This is a genomic window from Paraburkholderia sp. EG304 (genome assembly GCF_046543485.1).
In the GTDB taxonomy this organism is placed as follows: domain Bacteria; phylum Pseudomonadota; class Gammaproteobacteria; order Burkholderiales; family Burkholderiaceae; genus Paraburkholderia; species Paraburkholderia youngii.
In genome coordinates, this window is the sequence record NZ_JBKGUA010000015.1 from 161,205 (window position 1) to 180,668 (window position 19,464).

General features: G+C 61.9%; 21 protein-coding genes and 1 tRNA gene. 8 read left to right on the forward strand and 14 right to left on the reverse strand.

Annotated elements, in window-relative coordinates; genetic code table 11:
• Nucleotides 1-6: 6 nt before the first annotated feature.
• Nucleotides 7-246, forward strand: coding sequence for a hypothetical protein (locus ACLFKU_RS19635; RefSeq protein ID WP_410850190.1), 240 nt, complete (start codon nucleotides 7-9; stop codon nucleotides 244-246).
• A 413-nt stretch (nucleotides 247-659) separates the two neighbouring features.
• On the opposite strand, the gene ACLFKU_RS19640 is transcribed toward ACLFKU_RS19635, so the two are convergent.
• The 5 genes from ACLFKU_RS19640 to coxB form a co-directional block, all read right to left on the reverse strand.
• Entirely contained in the window at nucleotides 660-1,358 is a 699-nt protein-coding gene (locus ACLFKU_RS19640; RefSeq protein WP_410850191.1) for a hypothetical protein, read from the reverse strand.
• 20 nt (nucleotides 1,359-1,378) lie between these two features.
• Nucleotides 1,379-2,149, reverse strand: coding sequence for a tetratricopeptide repeat protein (locus tag ACLFKU_RS19645; protein ID WP_368583066.1), 771 nt, complete (start codon nucleotides 2,147-2,149; stop codon nucleotides 1,379-1,381).
• A 193-nt stretch (nucleotides 2,150-2,342) separates the two neighbouring features.
• Complete coding sequence (locus tag ACLFKU_RS19650; RefSeq protein ID WP_368583064.1) at nucleotides 2,343-2,678, reverse strand: hypothetical protein; 336 nt, start codon at nucleotides 2,676-2,678, stop codon at nucleotides 2,343-2,345.
• A complete protein-coding gene (gene ctaD, locus ACLFKU_RS19655) occupies nucleotides 2,675-5,212 on the reverse strand; it encodes a cytochrome c oxidase subunit I (RefSeq protein ID WP_410850192.1) in 2,538 nt (845 codons plus the stop codon). The genes ACLFKU_RS19650 and ctaD overlap by 4 nt, the downstream gene beginning before the upstream one ends.
• On the reverse strand, nucleotides 5,209-5,895 hold the full coding sequence (gene coxB / locus ACLFKU_RS19660; RefSeq protein WP_410850193.1) for a cytochrome c oxidase subunit II: 687 nt from the start codon (nucleotides 5,893-5,895) through the stop codon (nucleotides 5,209-5,211). Before coxB ends, ctaD begins: the two co-directional genes overlap by 4 nt.
• A gap of 51 nt (nucleotides 5,896-5,946) precedes the next feature.
• On the opposite strand from coxB, the gene ACLFKU_RS19665 reads away from it, so the two are divergent.
• Complete coding sequence (locus ACLFKU_RS19665) at nucleotides 5,947-6,459, forward strand: DUF2231 domain-containing protein (RefSeq protein ID WP_368583058.1); 513 nt, start codon at nucleotides 5,947-5,949, stop codon at nucleotides 6,457-6,459.
• Here ACLFKU_RS19665 and ACLFKU_RS19670 read toward each other — a convergent pair.
• Both ACLFKU_RS19670 and ACLFKU_RS19675 read right to left on the reverse strand, forming a co-directional pair.
• On the reverse strand, nucleotides 6,423-6,935 hold the full coding sequence (locus tag ACLFKU_RS19670) for a CopD family protein (protein WP_368583056.1): 513 nt from the start codon (nucleotides 6,933-6,935) through the stop codon (nucleotides 6,423-6,425). The genes ACLFKU_RS19665 and ACLFKU_RS19670 overlap by 37 nt on opposite strands.
• Nucleotides 6,932-7,657: a cytochrome c oxidase assembly protein gene (locus ACLFKU_RS19675; protein ID WP_410850194.1), complete on the reverse strand. Its 726-nt coding sequence runs from the start codon at nucleotides 7,655-7,657 to the stop codon at nucleotides 6,932-6,934. Before ACLFKU_RS19675 ends, ACLFKU_RS19670 begins: the two co-directional genes overlap by 4 nt.
• 327 nt (nucleotides 7,658-7,984) lie before the next feature.
• Here ACLFKU_RS19675 and ACLFKU_RS19680 point away from each other — a divergent pair, with 327 nt between their 5' ends.
• Complete coding sequence (locus tag ACLFKU_RS19680) at nucleotides 7,985-8,143, forward strand: hypothetical protein (protein WP_368583052.1); 159 nt, start codon at nucleotides 7,985-7,987, stop codon at nucleotides 8,141-8,143.
• Nucleotides 8,144-8,250: 107 nt separating this feature from the next.
• On the opposite strand, the gene yfcF is transcribed toward ACLFKU_RS19680, so the two are convergent.
• Nucleotides 8,251-8,883, reverse strand: a complete 633-nt coding sequence (gene yfcF / locus ACLFKU_RS19685; protein ID WP_410850195.1) for a glutathione transferase — start codon at nucleotides 8,881-8,883, stop codon at nucleotides 8,251-8,253.
• 195 nt (nucleotides 8,884-9,078) lie between these two features.
• Between yfcF and ACLFKU_RS19690 the strand changes: the two genes are divergently transcribed.
• Nucleotides 9,079-9,163 (forward strand) — tRNA-Leu (locus ACLFKU_RS19690).
• 111 nt (nucleotides 9,164-9,274) lie between these two features.
• Here the strand turns inward: ACLFKU_RS19690 and ACLFKU_RS19695 are convergent.
• The 5 genes from ACLFKU_RS19695 to ACLFKU_RS19715 all read right to left on the reverse strand — a co-directional run bounded on the left by ACLFKU_RS19695 (nucleotide 9,275) and on the right by ACLFKU_RS19715 (nucleotide 14,457).
• Nucleotides 9,275-10,294, reverse strand: coding sequence for a D-cysteine desulfhydrase family protein (locus ACLFKU_RS19695; protein WP_410850196.1), 1,020 nt, complete (start codon nucleotides 10,292-10,294; stop codon nucleotides 9,275-9,277).
• A 73-nt stretch (nucleotides 10,295-10,367) separates the two neighbouring features.
• Complete coding sequence (locus tag ACLFKU_RS19700) at nucleotides 10,368-11,564, reverse strand: aminotransferase class V-fold PLP-dependent enzyme (RefSeq protein WP_410850197.1); 1,197 nt, start codon at nucleotides 11,562-11,564, stop codon at nucleotides 10,368-10,370.
• Nucleotides 11,565-11,591: 27 nt separating this feature from the next.
• Nucleotides 11,592-12,065: a RidA family protein gene (locus ACLFKU_RS19705; protein ID WP_410850198.1), complete on the reverse strand. Its 474-nt coding sequence runs from the start codon at nucleotides 12,063-12,065 to the stop codon at nucleotides 11,592-11,594.
• A gap of 104 nt (nucleotides 12,066-12,169) precedes the next feature.
• The gene (gcvA, locus tag ACLFKU_RS19710) at nucleotides 12,170-13,081 is read right to left on the reverse strand and encodes a transcriptional regulator GcvA (RefSeq protein WP_368583044.1); all 912 of its coding nucleotides are present in this window, start codon (nucleotides 13,079-13,081) and stop codon (nucleotides 12,170-12,172) included.
• 80 nt (nucleotides 13,082-13,161) lie between these two features.
• Entirely contained in the window at nucleotides 13,162-14,457 is a 1,296-nt protein-coding gene (locus ACLFKU_RS19715) for an L-fuconate dehydratase (RefSeq protein WP_410850199.1), read from the reverse strand.
• 192 nt (nucleotides 14,458-14,649) lie between these two features.
• Between ACLFKU_RS19715 and ACLFKU_RS19720 the strand changes: the two genes are divergently transcribed.
• The 4 genes from ACLFKU_RS19720 to ACLFKU_RS19735 all read left to right on the forward strand — a co-directional run bounded on the left by ACLFKU_RS19720 (nucleotide 14,650) and on the right by ACLFKU_RS19735 (nucleotide 19,122).
• Nucleotides 14,650-15,411, forward strand: coding sequence for a GntR family transcriptional regulator (locus ACLFKU_RS19720; RefSeq protein ID WP_368583041.1), 762 nt, complete (start codon nucleotides 14,650-14,652; stop codon nucleotides 15,409-15,411).
• A gap of 90 nt (nucleotides 15,412-15,501) precedes the next feature.
• On the forward strand, nucleotides 15,502-17,019 hold the full coding sequence (locus ACLFKU_RS19725; RefSeq protein ID WP_368583040.1) for a sugar ABC transporter ATP-binding protein: 1,518 nt from the start codon (nucleotides 15,502-15,504) through the stop codon (nucleotides 17,017-17,019).
• A gap of 13 nt (nucleotides 17,020-17,032) precedes the next feature.
• Nucleotides 17,033-18,061: an ABC transporter permease gene (locus ACLFKU_RS19730; RefSeq protein WP_368583038.1), complete on the forward strand. Its 1,029-nt coding sequence runs from the start codon at nucleotides 17,033-17,035 to the stop codon at nucleotides 18,059-18,061.
• A gap of 119 nt (nucleotides 18,062-18,180) precedes the next feature.
• On the forward strand, nucleotides 18,181-19,122 hold the full coding sequence (locus tag ACLFKU_RS19735; protein ID WP_368583036.1) for an ABC transporter substrate-binding protein: 942 nt from the start codon (nucleotides 18,181-18,183) through the stop codon (nucleotides 19,120-19,122).
• 143 nt (nucleotides 19,123-19,265) lie between these two features.
• Here ACLFKU_RS19735 and ACLFKU_RS19740 read toward each other — a convergent pair.
• A partial coding sequence (locus ACLFKU_RS19740) for a hypothetical protein (protein WP_410850200.1) occupies nucleotides 19,266-19,464 on the reverse strand: 199 nt, incomplete at its 5' end.

A 19,464-nucleotide genomic window follows, 5' to 3' on the forward strand; every position in this document is an offset into this window, starting at 1 on the left:
GGCGTGTTGGCAGTCGCGGCGGCGTCGCAGGGCAGTGGGGGAGTCGTCGAGTTGTTGTTCGCCGATGCGTTCGAATTCGATTGCGATGCGTTGCTGGATACCGCCGCGTTCGACATGGCTGCGTTCGCCACCGGCGATGTCGATACGCCGCTATTGTCGCCATTGCACGCGGCGAGTCCGACGGCCATCGCCAGCCAGACCGCCACTAATCCTATTCTTCTCGACATCATGACCTCCTCCTGTTGAACCGCTGATTGGTTGGAAATACTTAGGCGTACGGATCGGGATAAAGAGTCGTTATGGTGTTGGTTGCTTCGCAAGGAAGCCCGTGGGGCTGGCGTCGAACCTGGCAGGTAATAATATTAGTCAAGAATATCGATTTGCTTGCATGGGGTAATCCCGCATGCGAGCATCGGTAGAATGAAAGAATCTAGGCTGTATGCGGCATACGCATTGCGCATACGTGCGGGACTTTACGGAATTATTACTAATATTTTTTGACCCGTGCGACACGCGGCGTGCTGTCGCGATGACGTGATTGCGCCCGCCGTGTCGAATCAGCGCGACGCCGTGAAGCGAGGGGAATAGAAGTGAAAGTGACGCGCGGCGAATCAGGACTTCACCCGCGCATGGCTTGCGCCGATGTACTTCAATGCAAGTCAACCGCCGGACAGAACTGTGTCCTCGATTTCATAGCGTTCGTTACCGACCGAAATCAGATTGATGCCGGCATGTTTGCGCGTCAGCGTGTCGCCGGGCGTCGGCTGATCGCTCGCGGACGCGGCTGTGCCCATCACGCGGCCGTTTACGCCGAAGAAAATGGCTCGCGTCACGCCGTCGGGCCAGTAGACCACGACCGTTGTCGATCGATCGCTGTGATGCACGACGCCGAACTTGCACATCGTTCTGGTCTGTCCGTTGCCGCGCTCGCACGGCAGCGTGCCGCTCGCGCTGATCGCCGATTCCTTCGCGGGTACGTGGCCATTCTGCGAGCTGGTCTGAGCGCCTTCCGTGGAAATCGAAATCAGCGTCACGCCATCCGCTGCGCCGACCACGCGCGCGCGCCGCTGGTGCTCGACGATCGCGCGCACGGCGGCGCTGTCGCGCGGACCGGGGCAACCGACCAGCATCGCCATATGATCGAGATAGTTCGCGGTCGCGGCCGACTCGCCGAGCCGCCGGCAGACATCGCCCGAGTGCGGATAGCCATCGCCGAGCACGACGAACGAGGCGGGCCATTTGAACGGCTTGCCGGTGCCAGCGGCCTGCGCGGAAGTCGACGCGCCGCCGCTACCGAAAGCCGTCGCCGCCATCGCGGCATACAGCGCCAAAGCGAAAGACCGGGTTGCGCGTCGCATCGATGTTCTCCTCGGCATGCTCACGTTCGAGCCGCACCGGCTGCCAACGCGGCCTGCGCCCGCTGCAGCCACTCGCGATTGTGTTCGCGCGCGTGGCGCGGCCAATGTTTGGCGTCCTGCACGATTTCCGCGTAGAGCGCACCGGCGCGGCGGCGGTCCGCGTCTTCCGGTTGCGCGGCGAGCCAGTCGGCGAACAGGCAGCGCGGCGCGACATCGGTTGCGCAGGTCAGCGAGTGTTCGAATGCCGCTCGCGCACCCGGTGCGTTCAGCGCAGCCAGCGTGCGCGCGTACAGCAGCGCCGGCTCGCCCTGATTGCGCGCGTGCGGATTGATCGAGAACAGATTCGCCAATATTGTATCGGCGGCCGTGTAGTTGCCGAGCGCGAACTGCGAGCGCGCGAGACCTATCAGTAGCGCTGGATCGTTCGCAAAGGGGCCATTCGCCGCGGCCTGAAAATGTTCGAGTGCTTCACGCGGATTGCCGGCCGCGAGCAAGGCCTCGCCGAGCCGCATCCGATGCTGCACGGTCGGCGAGCGCTCGAAAGCGGCGCGTGCTTCACGCAGCGCGCGATTCGGATCGACGAATTGGGTGATCGCCTGCGTGGCCACTCGCGCGCCGCGCGTATGGCGCAGACCCGGCAGATAGATCGCGAAGAAGTACACGACGCTGCCGAGCAGCGGAAAGGCAAACAGAATGAATAGCCAGTAGATGCCCTGGTTATTGCGCATCGCGTGAATAGCGAAAAAGATCGCAATGAAAACGTGAAGTCCAATTCCAAAGAAGTAGGGCATATCGATTCAATCTTCGAGCATGAAGAAAAGCGACGAAACTATAGCGCTCGGAATGGTAGCGGATGCGCGGCACATTCAGTTCGCCGAGCGTCAACGAGTCCCAGGTCTTGCCGCCGTACAGTAGCACGAGCGGACTGCCTCGGTGCTCGTCCTTACCCGGTTCGCAGCCGCACTCGCCCTTTTCAGTCCACGTTCAGACGCAGGTGGTGAGCAGCAGCGCGGGCCCGAAGGTGATCACGCTCGCGACCAGCGCCGCGATCAGGGTCCAGACGACGACGGTATGCATGAACGAGCTGATGCGTTCGGGTCCAGGGTCGCGGGTCACGGCGCGATAGCGCCATAGCCAGCCGAGTGCGACCAAATGCAGCAGCAGAATGATCGCAAGACTCGCGCGCAGCGGGCCGGCCGGCCACGCGAACGCGCAGCCGATCGCATGCAGCGCATACAGGATCACGAACGCGAGACACCAGATCGTGAAGCCGACAGCGAGCCACCACAACCGACGTGGCGAAAGCGGACGCGCATTCATGGTCTGGCTCCCAGCATGGCGACGAGGCTCGGCAACGCGAGCACGAGTCCGAGCGCGATGATGCCCGTCGCTAGCGTGTAATCGACCCACAGGCGCGTGAGGCGCAGATCGGTCAGGCGCCGCGCGGAAACGAAGCCCGCGCCGACGCGCAGCGCGTTGCTGATCAGGAACAGCAGCCCGACGCCCGCGTGAACCGCGATATACGTGAGTAGCGCCGCGGCCGTCGCGCCGAGCGCATGCTCGCGCGGATTCGGTGTCACGCCGTCGATCAGCATCACGCAGGCGACGAGCGCGACGATCAGCGCGATCGCGGAGAGCCCGATCGTGCCGTGCGGTTTGCGTTCGGCGGCGGCCGCGCGTAACGAGCCACGCGTGGCGGCTGCGGCCACCGCGAGCGCGACGACTGCGACAAGTGCGAGCAGACGGTTCGGATGCGGCGCGACCGCGGCTGGCCAGTTCGGCGCGGCGATCCACAGATAGAACGTGCCGAAGACCAGCGACGTGAACAGCGTGCCGTCCGCGACCAGCGCGCAGATCATCGAAAGCCATGACGGCGCACCGGCCACCTCGGTATGCGGCGGGACGCTGACGCCGCGCCCGACTGACAGCGCGCCGTAATCGCGCGCGTGCCCCGCGCTCTGGCCTGCGTAGATGAAGAGACCGAACGTCGCGAACGCGAATGCAACCGACAGCAGATAGAACTTGAACAGCATTGCGAGCACCGCCGCCGCGGTCACGAGTGCGGTGGCGAGTGGCAGATACGTCGAGTTCGGCAGCACGATCAGCTGCTCGGGCACGCCCGAAGTCATATGCACGCCTAGCGCCTCCTGCCAGCCGTTGCGCGTGAAGCCGAGATAGCCTTCCCCGCGCGCGAGCGAGGTAGCCAGCTGGCCGGGCGGGACCTTTTCGGATTCGGCGTCGATGTGTGGGATCGACGCGAACGCATACGGCGCGGGCGGAATCGGCATCGCCCATTCGAGCGTGGTCGATTGCCACGGGTTGCGCCGCACCCGTTGGCCGAAACGCAATTGCACGATGATGTCGATCACGACGAGCGCAAAGCCGATCGTCATCACGAAGCTGCCCACCGACGACAGCAGATTGAGCCCGTTCCAGCCTTCGTCGCCGCTATATGTGAAGATGCGCCGCGGCATTCCGAGCAGGCCGGTCAGGTGCATCATGAAGAACGTCATGTTGAAGCCGATGAACACGAGCCAGAACGCCGGCACGGAAAGCTTATGCACGGCGGTGCGCCCGGTCAGCAGCGGCAGCCAGTAATAGAACGCGGCGAGCATCGGAAACGCCAGCGCGCCGGCCACCACGTAGTGCATGTGCGCGACGACGAAGTAGGTGTCGTGCGCCTGCCAGTCGAACGGCACGATCGCGAGCATCACGCCTGTGAGCCCGCCGCACGTGAATACGAAGAAGAAGCCGAAGATGTACAGCATTGGCACATCCCAGCGCGGGCGGCCGTGCGACAGCGTGGCGAGCCACGCGAAGAACTGGATCGCGGTGGGCACCGCGACGATCGCCGAGCCCGCCGAGAAGAATGCGAGCGCCAGATGCGGAATGCCCACCGTGAACATGTGGTGCACCCAGATGCCGAAGCTCAGGAACGCGAGCGCGATGATCGCGACGACGATCGCGCGATAGCCGATCAGGCGGCGTCGTGCGAACACGGGGATCATCGTCGATAGCACGCCGGCCATCGGCAGAAAGATGATGTAGACGTCGGGGTGGCCGAATAGCCAGAACAGGTGCTGCCACAGCAGCGGATCGCCGCCACGCGTCGGATCGAAGAACGGCAGGTTGAAGGCGCGCTCCACCTCGAGCAGGATCGAGCCGAGAATCAGCGGCGGAAACGCGACGATCATCATCATCGCCGTGACGAGGATGTACCACGCGAAGATCGGCATCCGATCGAGCGACATGCCCGGCGCGCGCATCTTCAGGATCGACACGACGATCTCCATCGCGAGTGACAATGCCGAAATTTCGACGAACGTGATGCCGAGCAGCCATACGTCGGCGTTCAACCCGGGTGTGTACACATTGGAGCTGAGCGGCGTGTACATGAACCAGCCGCCGTCGGGCGCGCTGCGCAGAATCAGCGACACGGTCAGGATCGTGCCGCCGAACAGATAGCACCAGTAGCCGTAAGCGGTCAGGCGCGGAAACGCGAAGTCGCGCGTGCCGAGAATCTTCGGCGTCAGATAGACCGCGAAGCTTTCGACCATCGGGATCGCGAACAGGAACAGCATCATCGATCCATGCATCGTGAAGACCTGGTTATAGGTCTCGACATCCATGAAGGCCGCATGCGGTGTCGCGAGTTGTACACGCGTGAGCATGCCGAGAATCCCGGCGATCGCGAAGAACACGAACGACGTGATCATCATGCGCATGCCGAGGATCGTATGGTTGACCGCCGCGAGCTTCTGTACGCCCGGCCCGGTGCCCCAGATCGCGGCAAGCTGGCGATGCAGCCGCAGCGCGGTGATGCCCTGTGTTGGCGGCTCGACGGGCACACTCATTTCTTCACCTCCCCGTTGGCGGCGGCGCTCTTGACCGCAGCCGGAAAATCTTCCGGACGATCGACGATCACGGTGAAGTGCATCCCCGCGTGACCGATGCCGCAAAACTCGTTGCATTGTCCGGCGTACCGGCCGGGCTCGTCGGCCTCGATCCGAAGCAGGTTGTGGTGGCCCGGCACGGCGTCGATCTTGCCCGCGAAACGCGGAATCCAGAACGCGTGCACGACGTCCATGCTGGTCACGGTGATGTCGACCGGCGTGCGAGCGGGCAGATGCAGAACGTTGTCGGTTTCGACGTTGCCGAGTTCCGGATAGCGGAAGGTCCATCGCCATTGCTGCGCAATCGCCTCGATGCGCGGGGGCGCATGCGCACGCAGCGGCAGCAACAACTCGCCCGCGTACAGCGCGTAGCAGATCAACGGAATCAGGATCACCGCGGGCAGCACGAGACCGCCGAGCACGATCCAGCGCGCGGGCGGCACATGCGAGCCCCAGCCGGGCCGGAACACCGTCAGCAGAAACAGCACGAGCACCATCGCGAACAGGATCGCGGCGCCGGCCAGCATCACCCACCATAGCCCGGCGATCGATGCGGCGGCCGGACCCGATGGTTCGAGCGTCGACAGCGGCCCCGTGCAGCCGGACAACGTGGCGAGCGATCCGGCTTGGACCGCCAGACGCAAGCAGCTATGATGGTTTGCAGCACCAGGCATTCGATGCGAGGGCACGCCACCATGGCAAACAAACGTAATGCTGGAAACGAGACGCGAAGCGAAGTGATGCTCGAGCTGTTGCGGCTCGACAAGGGCTCGGCGGTGGCGCTCGTCGGTCATCCGATTCACGTGATGATGGTGCATTTCCCGATCGCGTTCGTCGTCGCGACCTTGGGCATCGACGTGATCTACTGGTGGACCGGCGACCCGTTCTGGATCCGCGCGGGCTTGTGGGCCGCCGGCTTCGCGTTCTGGAGCGGCGTCGCCGCGAGCGTGGTCGGTACCGCCGAACTGCTGCTGGTGCGCGGCATCCGCCTGAAGGAAGCGAGCTGGTCGCATGCGGTCGCCGCGATGACGCTCGTCGCGCTCGCGGGCGCGAACTGGGGTGTGCGCCTTTACTACCCCGATGAGATCCTGCCGCATGGGCTCGTGCTGTCGGTGCTCAGCTCGGTGATGACGGGCTTCGCCGGCTGGCATGGGGGCAAGCTCGTGTTCGATCATGGCGTGGGGATTCTCGTTTCGCCAAAGGAGTGATGCAGCCAGCGGCCAAGTCCCCCGGGCTCGAACAGATGCGGGGCCAGCAGGTTCGAGTCGATATGGGGCTTGGCCAGCACGATCCAGATGATCGCGACGATCACGACCAGATAAGCGATGGTCAGCGCAATCGCCGAGGCACGGCCGAACCGGCCGTCGGGCAGATACAGATCGTGCAATACCAGCCCGGCCAGCACGTGCAGCATCGCCATGATGCCGACGAACACCATCTTCGCGGTGAACCATTCAACGAAGGTAGCTTGCAGAAAAATCAGCGCGGTGCCACTCGCAATCGCGACGAAAGCGGCGGGCGAGGTCAGTTCCACGAACACGAGACGCGTGATGCGGTGCAGCCGGTCGAGCTCGGTGCCGGCCGCGAGCCCGCGACGTTGCCGGAACAGATACGGCAGCACGAGCAAACCGGCCGACCAGATCGCGATGGCGGCCAGATGAATGAACTTCAGAAGGGTCGTCACAGCGCCGGCTCTCTGACGCGCAGGCTTGACCAGACGAGTGAAAGTCCTGCCGCGAGATAAGGGATCATCGCCAGTACCCACATCAACAGTCCTGCGAGTTGCTGGTCGGCGAGTGGCGTGAGCCCCCATGCGGCGGTGGTCGCGAAGTGTGCGACATAGAGCGGCACCGGCGCGAACACGATCAGCGCGCCGAGCAAACCCATCTGGCCGATGGTCGCGACGAGCGCCATCAGCGCGGGGCCGGTCGGCAGCAACGGCGATAAGATGCTGCGCCACATGAGCCATGCACTGCCAAGCAAACTGATCTGCATCAGCCAGTAGCCCGGCACGCTCGACAGTCCCCACGCATAAGGTCCCGGCGCATGCCACAGCCAGATGATCACCGCATGCGCTGCGACCACCGGCACGAGCGGCGGATGCGCGAGGCGCGGCAGCGGAAACGCAACGGCGAGCAGCGGCGCTACTGCGGCGATCAGAATGACGTGATGAGTGACGCGCGCGGAGAACAATGCCGAGGACAACGCGCAAAGCGGCGACACGAACACGAGAGCCATCAGCGCGACGGCGCCCCATCCCGCCCGTGCATTCGCCGAGCGGCCGCTTGCCACGACCCATGCGAGCGCCGCGAGCGCGATCAGCAATGGCGGGTCCGTATTCCAGCGCAACCACAGGCTTTCGGGGACAGCCGCGGGACCACAGTAGGCGACAGGAAAATATGGCATGGCGCGATGTCTTCAACGAGTCCAGGTGTTTCTTTAGTACACGCAAGCAAAAGCGTGACAGATAACACCTTTGAAATGTCGGGACGGCTCACGATCCAACTGATCGCTTGTGTACTCTAGCGCAAATAATCTGTTTTAGGGACGGCTATCTGATTCGTGCAAGTTTTTGCGTGACAGAATGTTTTCAATTTGTCGCTCGCACTCGTTTTTTGCCAGCGGGATAAAGGCTAATGTAATGGCGGCGATAAGATTGCAATGGTGCGGCGCAATACTTCACGCGCAGTCTGCCCAGCATACTATGATGAAATCATGTGACGGAGACCCGCCATGTTTCATGATCCCATTCGAATTCCCGCAATCATCGAATTGTCATTGCTTGCGATCGTGCTGATCGTTGTCAGCATCCTGCGCGTGAGGCAGCAAAGGGAGCGGGCGCGAAACCGGGCAATGGCGGAGAAGCGACGGTCTGATAAAACACGAATGTAATATTCGCTTTTACTGCATCTTTAATGCTTCTCTATTCAGATATGTTGCAGATCTTTGCCACTTCTATTGACGGTTTTTCGACGTGGCATGCAGCCACGCCGATCGAGTTATAGCGCTGGACGCTCCAGTTGGACCCACTGCTGCACGCTTGCGCGCTGCCATTGTTGCATGGCGTAGTCCTTGAGCTTCTGCGGAACGGGATCGGCATTCAGCACGAGGCGATTGAGCATCAATGCGAGGTCCATATCGGCGATGCACCACTCGCCGAACAGATTTGGCGAATCGGCTGGAAGCAATGCGTCGGCGGCGGCGAAGAGTTTTTGAGCCGCTTGCTGTGCGCGCGACGAAAGCGGGCCGCTGCGCGATCCGTAGAAAATAACTTCGGTGGAACGCTCCTCGCGAATCGGCAGCAGATCGCTGCGCAGCCAGGCCTGCACCTGGCGCGCTCGCGCGCGCAGACGCCGATCCTGCGGATAGACCGGAGTATCCGGGAAAGTCTCGTCGAGGTACTCGGTGATCGCGGACGACTCGGATAGCGCGAAGTCTTCGTGTATCAGCGTCGGCACACGGCGTGTCAATGAAAGGGTCGCGTAGTCGGTGGCGAGATTCGCTTTGCTAGCGAGATCGATGGTCGAAAGGTCATACGGCAAGCGCTTTTCGTGAAGCGTCACGAAGACGGACATCGCGTAGGGGCTCGCGAATTGGGTGTCCGTGTACAGCTGGAGGCGGTCTCGTGGCATACGGGCTCCGTTTCGTTAGTCAACGATGTCGAGATTGGAATACTAACCGCCGGTTGCCCGCCGTGTGGCGATTCACCAATGCGGATTGGTCATCTCGCAGGCCAGCAGGCAGCCTAACGCCGACACGGTGCCGCCGAACAAAATCGCGCGAGGGGCTTCAAAAAAATAATTTAGCTGATACAATGGCGCCCCTCTGCCCAGGTGGCGAAATTGGTAGACGCACTATCTTGAGGGGGTAGCGCCGAAAGGCGTGTGGGTTCAAATCCCGCCCTGGGCACCATTTCGAATCGTCGGTTCGAATCTTCAAGCGCTTCGCGCTTTCTTCAGACAACGGCGGCCCGTACCAGACCATCGCGTTGTCTCTGCTTCTTCTGCGGCTCACTTTCATCGCTCAGAACTCGTTCCGATAGGCAAATAGCCCCGGAAGCCCGCCGCTCATCACGAATAGAATCTTCTGTCCCGCAGAATACTTGCCCGTATTCACGTTTTCGACGACACCCGCAAATGCCTTGCCGCTATACACGGGATCAAGCAGTAGACCTTCCGTCGCTGCCATCAACCGAACCGCAGCGCGCATGTTATCGGTCGGAATGCCATAGCCGGGTCCAAGCTGCGCTTCGTCGATCGAGATCGCGTCATCACTCACGCTAAGGCTTCGATCGATCAGTCGAACCGTCTGATTCGCTTTCTCCAAAGTAACCGTGCGCGCATGGCCGGCATTCCCATACACCGTGAATGCGGCAAGACGTGACGGATCGAGGCCCAGCGCAACAAAACCCGCAACCAGTCCCGCATGCATGCCGCCGCTTCCGTTCGGCACCACGATGCGATCGAAAGCCACGTTTTGCGCGTGCGATTGCGCGACGATTTCAGCGGCGCAGTCTGCATAGCCGAGGCAGCCGACCGGGCTCGAACCACCCAACGGACACACATACACGTTACGGCCCTGCGCTCGCAATTCGCTCGCGCGTTCCTCGGCGAATTGCAGTGCGTTGGCCGTGCCGGGAAGATCATGTACGCGCGCATCGAATAGCGCATCGAGCAGCACGTTGCCGTTCTCCATGTAGTCGTGATCGGAACGGGGCACGGCTCTCGTCAGCACCAGCTCGCATTGAAGTCCGACGCGAGCCGCCGCGGCCGCCGTCAGGCGCGCATGGTTCGATTGACGTGCGCCGACGGTAATGATGGTGTCCGCGCCACACGCGAGCGCTTCGCCAATCAGGAATTCGAGCTTGCGCAGCTTGTTGCCGCCGCCACCCAGTCCCGTCAGATCTTCTCGTTTGACGTAGATGTCCGCGCCGCCGAGGCGAGCGCTCAGACGCGCAAGGTGCTGAATTGGCGTCGGACCTTCGAGAAGCGCGTGGCGCGGAAACCTTGATAAATCGAGGCGGTGCGATGAGGCGGAGTTCATGGTCGTGGGCGGGCGAGAGGGTTGAAAGAGACGCTTCTATTCACTTGACCGACGCAAAGTTTGCTTGGAGTACTCAATGCGTCAACGTCCGTATTCCAGCCAGCAATTTATCAACTTCGGCGTCGGTGGTCAGATAGCTAACCGATGCGCGCGCGATCTGCGTCAGCCCTCTGATCGTCATATCGAACGGTGTATATGCGACGCCATTCGAGCCGATCGTGATGCCCTGCGCAGCCAATGCGCGTCGCACCGACATGGCGTCGAGTCCGGCGACGTTGAACGACACCAGACCGGATCGTTCGACACCCTGGTCGAGTACGGACACGCCCGGCATCGCGGCCAACCGCTCGCGCAATGTCTGCGCGGTCCGATCGATCTGCGCGCGGATGTTGTCGATGCCGATTTCCAGCGCTTCGTCCAATGCATTCGCCAATCCGCAATGCAGTGCAATCGACGCTTCCGATGATTCGAGACGCGCGGCATCGTCGCGCAGTACCGGTTCGCCATTGGCGTCGAGCGGCGCGGAATAAGTGTCGACGAAAGCCGGCGTCAAGCGGGGCAGAAAATCCCGCCGGACGTATAACAGCCCGGTGCCGCGCGGTCCGCGCAGTGCCTTGCGGCCCACGCCCGCCAGCACATCGCAGCCGACTTCGACGACGTCGATCGGCAGTTGCCCGATGGCCTGCGCCGCATCGATGAAATATGGAATGCCGTGACGGCGCGCTACCTGCCCAATCGCGGCAGCCGGATTGATCAGTCCGCCATTGGCCGGCAGCCACGTGAGTGCAATCAGTCGGACCCGGTCGTCGAGCATCGCTTCGAGTGCGCGAGGATCAACCCTGCCGCTGGCATCGGAAGGAATCGTCTCTATCGATGCGCCCGCGCGCTGCGCCAGAAGACGCATCGTCGCGAGATTGCCGCCCCATTCGTGCCGCGCGACGAGGATGCGTTGCCCCTCGCGCCACGGACCCAACGCCGCGAAAGCTGCGCCCCATCCCGACGAGTTGCCGGTCGTCAGTGCGATCTCGGCTAGCTGAGCGTTCAGCAGTCGCGCGGCGAGCGTGCGCGCCCGCTCGGTCTGTTCGCCGGCAGCCGCGCCTGCTTCCATGGGTCCCATCGACGCTTCCCGCAACAGATGCGCGTGAATCGCTTCGAGCGTGACGGCCGACGGCAGCGACGCGCCCGCATGATTGAAATGCGTGGTACTGAGGACACCGGGTGTGCGGGCACGTATTGCGTCGATGGCTGCGGGCGACAGCGGAGAGGACATTGGCGGCTCCGAGTGTATGAGTGGAATTCAGTCATTCTTCAATGCGACAACCGCTTCGACTTCGACGGCGACTCCCGCCGGAAGCGACGCGACACCGACCGCGCTGCGTGCGTGACGGCCGGCGTCGCCGAAGATTTGCACCATCACGTCCGACGCACCATTGGCAACCGTGCTCTGCGCAGTGAATGCCGGTGTGCTCGCGATGAACACGTTCAGGCGCACAACACGGGCCACGCGTTCAAGCCGGTCGCCTGTCGCCGCGACGATCTGCGCGACCACTCCGAGCGCCGACAGCCGCGCGGCCCGAGCGCCTTCGGCGTCGCTGATATTGTCGCCGAGACGCCCGAGATATGCAGGCTGTCCGTTGTTGCGCGAAATCTGACCGGAAATGTAAAGCAGATTGCCTTCTTGCACGAAGGGCACGTAATTGGCGGCGGGTGCGGTCGCGGATTCGAGCGTCAGGCCGAGGCTGGCGGCGCGGGAGCTAATCGAGGAGGTCATCGGAAGGGTACCGTGTTAGTGACGGGAAAGCTTCGATGCTATCGATTCGCGCCGCACCCGACCAACGAATTATCGTGCCCGACGCATGAGCCAAACTAATGCGTTCAGCCGAGCCGGTCCTGCTGCGCCGTTTGCATGATCCACGAGCGGAACGCGGTCGCGGCGGCGTCGAGCTTGCCTTTGCGCGTGACGAGCCACCAGCCGATGCGCGGATCGTCGAGCACCGCGTCGGGCAATGCCGGCACCAGCGAGCCTTGCGCGAGCTGCTGCGCGATCAGCCGATGGCGGCCCATTGCGATGCCCTGTCCGGCCAGCGCCGCTTCGACGACGATGTTGTAGTCATGCAATTGCACGCGTTGCGCGTCGCCGAGAGCGAGGCCGGCATGACGCGACCATGCTTCCCATTCGAACGAATGCGTCGAATACGAAATCAGCAGCGGGAAACGCAGCAGGTCCAGTGCTTTGCGCGGACGCTTTCTGCCGGCAAGCAGCGACGGACTGCACACCGGCGAAAGACGCTCGGACATGAGCCTTTGCGAAGCGACACCCGGCCAGCCGCCGCGTCCATAACGAATCGCCACGTCGACTTCGCCGCCCGGCACATCGGCGAGTGCGATGTCGGGCCGCAATTGCAGTTCGATGTCCGGATGCGCGAGCGGGAACGTATGCAGACGCGACGCGAGCCAGCGACTCGCGAATGAAGACAGCAGGCCCACGTTCAGCGTTTTGCGTTCGGTGGAGAATGCGCGCACTTCGCTGGTGCCGAGCCGCAGCAGTTCGAACGCCGCGTGGACTTTCGCATAGTACGCGCGGCCGGTCCCGGTGAGTTCAATCGCGCGCGTTTGGCGCTCGAATAGCGCGATACCCAGATCGGCTTCGAGCTTCTGGATATGGTGGCTCACCGCGCTTTGCGTGACGAACAGTTCTTGCGCCGCGCGGCTGAAACTCAGGTGGCGCGCGGCGGCTTCGAAGGCGCGCAGCGAAAGCAGAGGCGGCAAGGGTCGGGCGGTGCGCATCGAATCGGGCGATAACAGCGTGAGCGAAGTCTGCCGTTATACGCCTGATGCGACGCAATTAGAACCCTTACCGTGGACCTTCATTCCTGCCACGCCGCGCCTTCCGGATACCAGTACTTGTCCAACGTCCCTTCAATCATCTCGATGCTATAGCCCGGCCGTTGCGGCGGCATGTAGTGCCCGTTGCGGATTACCACGGGGTCCACGAAATGCTCATGCAGATGATCGACATATTCGAGCACGCGATTTTCGAGCGACGCCGACACACAGATATAGTCGAACAGCGAAATATGCTGCACGTACTCGCACAAGCCGACGCCACCCGCATGCGGGCACACCGGCACTCCGAACTTCGCGGCCATCAGCAGTACGACGATCACTTCGTTGAGTCCGCCGAGCCGGCAACTGTCGATCTGGCAGAAGTCGATGGCTTGCGCCTGCAGCAGTTGCTTGAACATCACGCGATTGTGGCAATGCTCGCCGGTTGCGACGCCGATCGAGCCGAGCCGCCGGCGAATCGCCGCATGACCGAGGATGTCGTCGGGACTGGTGGGTTCCTCGATCCACCACGGGTCGAACTCGGCGAGACGACGCATGTTCGCGATCGCTTCATCGACGTCCCATACCTGGTTCGCATCCATCATCAGCTTCAGGTTCTCGCCGATCTCTTCGCGCAGAATGCGCGCGCGCCGCACGTCTTCTTCCAGGTCGCCGCCGACCTTCTGCTTGAAATGCGTCCATCCCTGCGCGACGCCTTCGCGCGCGAGCCGGCGAATCTTGTCGTCGTCGTAACCGAGCCAGCCCGCCGAAGTGGTGTAGGCCGGATAGCCATGCGCGAGCATTTCCTTTTCGCGCTCGCCTTTGGTTTTCGCATGACGATGCAGCATCGCAAGTGCTTCGTGCGGTGTGATCGCATCGGTCACATAGCGAAAGTCGAGGCAGCGCACGAGTTCTTCCGGAGTCATGTCGACCAGCAGCTTCCAGACCGGCTTGCCGACGGATTTTGCCCACAAGTCCCACACCGCGTTCACGACCGCCGCGGTGGCAAGGTGAATCGCGCCTTTGTCCGGGCCGATCCAGCGCAGTTGGCTATCCGAAGTAAATGCACGCCAGAAAGCGCCCATATTCGCGGCGATATCTTCGAGCTTTTTGCCGACGATCAACGGCGTGAGTGCATTCACGGCAGTCACGCAGATTTCATTGCCGCGGCCAATCGTGAACGTGAGGCCGTGGCCGGTTAGATTCGGCGTGTCGGTTTCGAGCGTGACGTAGGTGGCGGAGTAGTCCGGCGCGGCATTCATCGCGTCCGAACCGTCCAGCGAACGTGAGGTGGGGAACCGGATGTCCCGAACGGACAGCCTTGTGATCGTCGTCATCTGCGCACCCTCCGGGGCTATGGCTATCGGCTTGTCCGTCTGCGGACGCAGACGGATCGGCTACCTGCGCACGTCTCCATGCGCGCGTTTCTGCCGCGTGTACGGGTAAGCCCTTGGTTCCCAGATACCAGGCATCCCTAGGTATTCCCCAGGCATTTGTACGCGTTGACAACGCGGCATTCACTTTCTAGCATGCTAGCATGTTCTCTCGAAATCAAGGCCTCCGTGAACTCGTCAGCCGAACTGGAGAATGCCGCCGGCAGTCCTTATGTCGCACTGCAAAAAGTTGGCGGCGGCGAGCGCGGCAGTTTGACCGACGCGGTCGAGGCGGCGTTGCGAGAAGCGATTGTTACCTTGGCGTTGGAACCCGGCATGATGATCGACAAGATGGCCGTGTGCGAACGAATGGGCGTGTCGCGCTTTCCGGTGTCGTCCGCGTTGGCAAGGCTTGCGCATGCGGGTCTCGTCGAGGTATTGCCGCAGCGCGGCACGCGCGTCAAACCGATTGCGCTCGACGACATCCGCCAGCATCTGTTCATCCGCAGCGCACTGGAAGTCGAGACGGTGCGCGGCGTGGCGCGAATGCACGACCGGGCGACGCTGGACGCGTTGGCCAGCAATCTCGACCAGCAGCGCAGTCTGGCTGGAAGTGGTGAACGTCTGGCGTTTCATGCGCTCGATCTGGCTTTCCATGAAATCCTGCTCGACGCGGTGAAGCTGCCGCGCGTGAAGGAAATCGTCGCGGTGTCGCGCAATGCGCTGGATCGCGCGCGGCAATTGCTCGCAAGTCCGGAACGGCTCGTGCATACGCTGGAAGAGCACGAGAGCATCTTCAAGGCCCTTTGCGCCGGCGACGGCGATGCGGCGGCCAAAGCGATGCACGATCATCTCGACCAGGTGGTCGCCGAATTGCACCGGTCCGCAAAAGAGAGGCCCGACCTGTTCGCGCCTTGAATGAAAGCTGCAATGAAAGCCGTTGTCGAGTCGTAAGAAGCTCCACCGAAAAAACGTTGGTGATATAGGCAGCCGTCGACAGATCAGCACATGAACCCACTCATTTCCGTCAACAAGCTTTGCAAGAGCTTTCCGGGCGTAAGAGCACTTCATGACGTCCGCTTCGAACTCATGGCCGGCGAGGTCCACGCGCTGATGGGCGAGAACGGCGCGGGGAAGTCTACGCTGATGAAGATTCTTGCCGGCGTCTATACGCGCGATTCCGGCGAAATTCTCTTCGACGGCAAACCCGTCGACTTTCAAGGTCCGCGCGACGCGCAAGCGGTCGGCATCGGCATCATTCATCAGGAACTGCAACTGATGAATCATCTGAGCATCGCGCAGAACATCTTTATCGGCCGGGAGCCGCGCAAGGGTCTCGGTCTGTTCCTCGACGAAGACAAGCTGAATGCGCAGGCACGCGAGATCCTGGCCCGCATGCACGTGAAGCTCGATCCGCGCACGATAGTCGGCACATTGACCGTCGCGAGTCAGCAGATGGTCGAGATCGCGAAAGCCCTGTCTTTCGATTCGCGCGTGCTGATCATGGACGAACCCACCTCCGCGCTCAACGATGCCGAGATCGCCGAGCTGTTCCGGATCATCCGTCAATTGAGAGAGCGCGGCGTCGGCGTCGTCTATATCTCGCACAAGATGGACGAGCTGAAGCAGATCACCGATCGCGTCACCGTGATGCGTGACGGCGAGTATGTGGCCACCGTGCCGACCGAGGGCACCAGCGTCCAGACGATCATCGGCATGATGGTCGGACGCACGTTGGGCGACATGACGCCGGTCGAGAGCGCGCCGGTAAAAGGCGAAGTCGCACTCGAAGTGAAGAATCTCGTCGCGGGTCCGCTCGTGCGCGACGTCAGTTTCGAATTGCGCAAGGGCGAAATACTCGGCTTTGCCGGCTTGATGGGTGCGGGCCGTACGGAGGTCGCGCGTGCGGTGTTCGGCGCCGACCCGATCGAATCGGGCGAGATCTTTGTGAAGGGCGTGAAGGCGTCGATCAAAAGGCCCAGTGATGCGGTCAAGCGTGGCATCGGCTACCTGTCGGAAGATCGCAAGCGCTTCGGCCTGGCTACGGGAATGGATGTCGAATCGAACATCGTGATGTCCGATCTCGGCAAGTTCCTGTCGCTCAATATGTTCCTGCGCAGCGGGCAGATTCGCAAAAGAGCGCAGCACTTCATCAAGCTGCTTGCGATTCGCACGCCTTCGGCGACGCAGCAGGTTCGGCTCCTGTCGGGCGGCAATCAGCAGAAGATCGTGATTGCGAAATGGCTCGAGCGCGATTGCGATGTCCTGTTCTTCGACGAACCGACGCGCGGCATCGACGTCGGCGCGAAAAGCGAAATCTACAAGCTGCTGCGCTCGCTGGCGGCGCAAGGCAAGGCGATCGTGATGATCTCCTCCGAGCTGCCCGAAGTTCTGCGCATGAGCGACCGCGTCGTCGTGATGTGCGAAGGGCGCATTACCGGCGAACTGTCTGCCAGCGAAGCGACGCAGGAGCGCATCATGCATCTCGCGACGCAGCGCGAATCCCTGAAAACGGCACAAGCCTGAAGAGGTCTATGACATGACAATGCAAACGGATACCGCGGCGCTGGACAACGAACGGCGCACTTCCGGGCTGAAAGCGCGAATCTTTGCGCCAACCGCCGTGCAAAAGATGCTCGCGTTCGCGAGCCTCATTCTGCTGCTGGTGTTCTTCAGCTTCGCGTCACCGGCCTTCATGCAGATGGACAACATCCTCGGCATTTTGCAGGCGACTGCCGTGAACGGCGTGCTGGCGATCGCGGCCACGTTCGTGATCATCACGGGCGGTATCGATCTGTCGGTCGGTACGTTGATGACGTTCACCGCCGTGATTTGCGGTGTATTTCTCACGTACTGGCATCTGCCGATGTGGATGGGCGTACTCGCGGCACTGGCGACGGGCGCGGTGTGCGGCACGATCTCGGGCACGCTGACCGCGAAAATGAAGATCCCGCCATTCATCGCGACGCTCGGCATGATGATGCTGCTCAAGGGGCTTTCGCTCGTCGTGTCGGCCGACAAGCCGATCTATTTCACCGATACCGAGAACTTCTACCGTATTTCCCAGGACTCGCTGATCGGCTATTTTCTGCCGAGCGTGCCGATTCCGAATGCGGTACTGATCCTGTTCTTTCTCGCGATCGTCAGTTCCGTTACGCTCAATCGCACCGCGCTCGGCCGCTATACGTTCGCACTCGGCAGCAATGAAGAGGCGGTGCGGCTCTCGGGCGTCAATGTCGATCGCTGGAAGATCGCAATTTACGGCGTGGGCGGCGCGATCTGCGGCATCGCGGGTCTGTTGATCGCGTCGCGGCTCAATTCCGCGCAGCCGGCGCTCGGTCAGGGCTACGAGCTCGATGCGATCGCCGCAGTCGTGATCGGCGGCACGTCGTTGAGCGGCGGTTCGGGCACGATACTCGGAACCATCATCGGCGCTTTCATCATGAGCGTGCTGACCAACGGGCTGCGCATCATGTCGGTCGCGCAGGAGTGGCAGATCGTCGTGACGGGGTTGATCATCATTCTGGCGGTGTACGCGGACATCCTGCGGCGCAGCCGGGGAAGTTGATGTAGCAGCAAGGAAGCAGCAAATAAGCAGGGAACGCAGGAGCAGCAGAGAGAGGGCACGTGAAGGCTCCCTCGAAAGCTCGATAGCGGCTTGAAAGCCCAACCATTGGAGGAGGCCCCATGTTGAAGAGAAGACTAATCGGTATCGTGGTCGGTGTCGGTGCGCTCGTTGGCGGAAGCAGTCTCGCGTATGCGGATGAGCCGTATATTCCGCTTATTTCGAAAGGCTTCCAGCATCAGTTCTGGCAAGCCGTCAAATTGGGTGCCGAGCAGTCCGCGAAAGCGAACAACGTCAGGATCACGTTCGAGGGACCGGAAACGGAAGCGATGGTCGACAAGCAGATCGACATGCTGTCGGCCGCGCTAGCGAAGAAACCGCAGGCGCTCGGTATCGCGGCGCTCGACAGCAAAGCGGCCATCCCCTTGCTCAAGCGCGCCCAGAACGACAAGATTCCCGTGATCGCATTCGACTCTGGCGTCGACAGCGATATTCCGTTGACGACCTGCGCAACGGACAACGTCGCCGCCGCCGCGCTCGCCGCGGACAAGATGGCCGAGTTCATCGGCAATTCCGGCGAAGTCGGTGTGATCGTGCACGACCAGACCAGCCGCACCGGTGTCGATCGCCGCGACGGTTTCGTCAATCAGATCAAGTCGAAGCACCCGAACATCAAGATCGTCTCCGTGCAATACGGCGCCGGCGACCACCTGAAGTCGGCGGAAATCGCCAAGGCCATGATCCAGGCGAATCCGAACCTGAAGGGCATCTTCGGCGCGAACGAAGGTTCCGCGGATGGCGCGGCGATTGGCATCAAGGAGTCGGGTAAGAAACTCGTGCTGATCGGCTTCGACTCCGGCAAGGAGCAGAAGGACAACATCATGTCGGGCTTGATGGCCGGCGCGATTACGCAGAATCCGGTCGGTATCGGCAAGTGCACGGTCGACTCGGCGGTCAAGGCACTGCATGGCGAGAAGCTGCCGAAGAAGATCGATACCGGTTTCTACTGGTACGACAAGACCAACATAAACGATCCGAAGATCGCAGCCGTGCTGTACGACTGAGCAAGGCCGGCGATCGCGACTCGGGAAGCCGGGAACGCGGAAATCATCACGGAGGAAGAGCCACGCTCTTCCTCTTTTTTATTGTCTTTGCGCAACATCGGAATGACGCCGCACCGAGCAGGGCGCTGCGCCGCAACAACGTGCTATCCGAAACGACCGCACCGGTCGCGCGACTGCGCAATAGCGGCGGTCCAGTGCTTTAAAAACGCGGCTAAGGCATTGCTGATCAAGTCCACCGCATAGCTACTCGGAGCGTTATAGAGCGGAGTGGATAAGGAAGGCAGAACAGGATGAAGCAGCAGACGCTGGCGATGGAAGCTGACGAAGGTGCGGGTTTCGAGA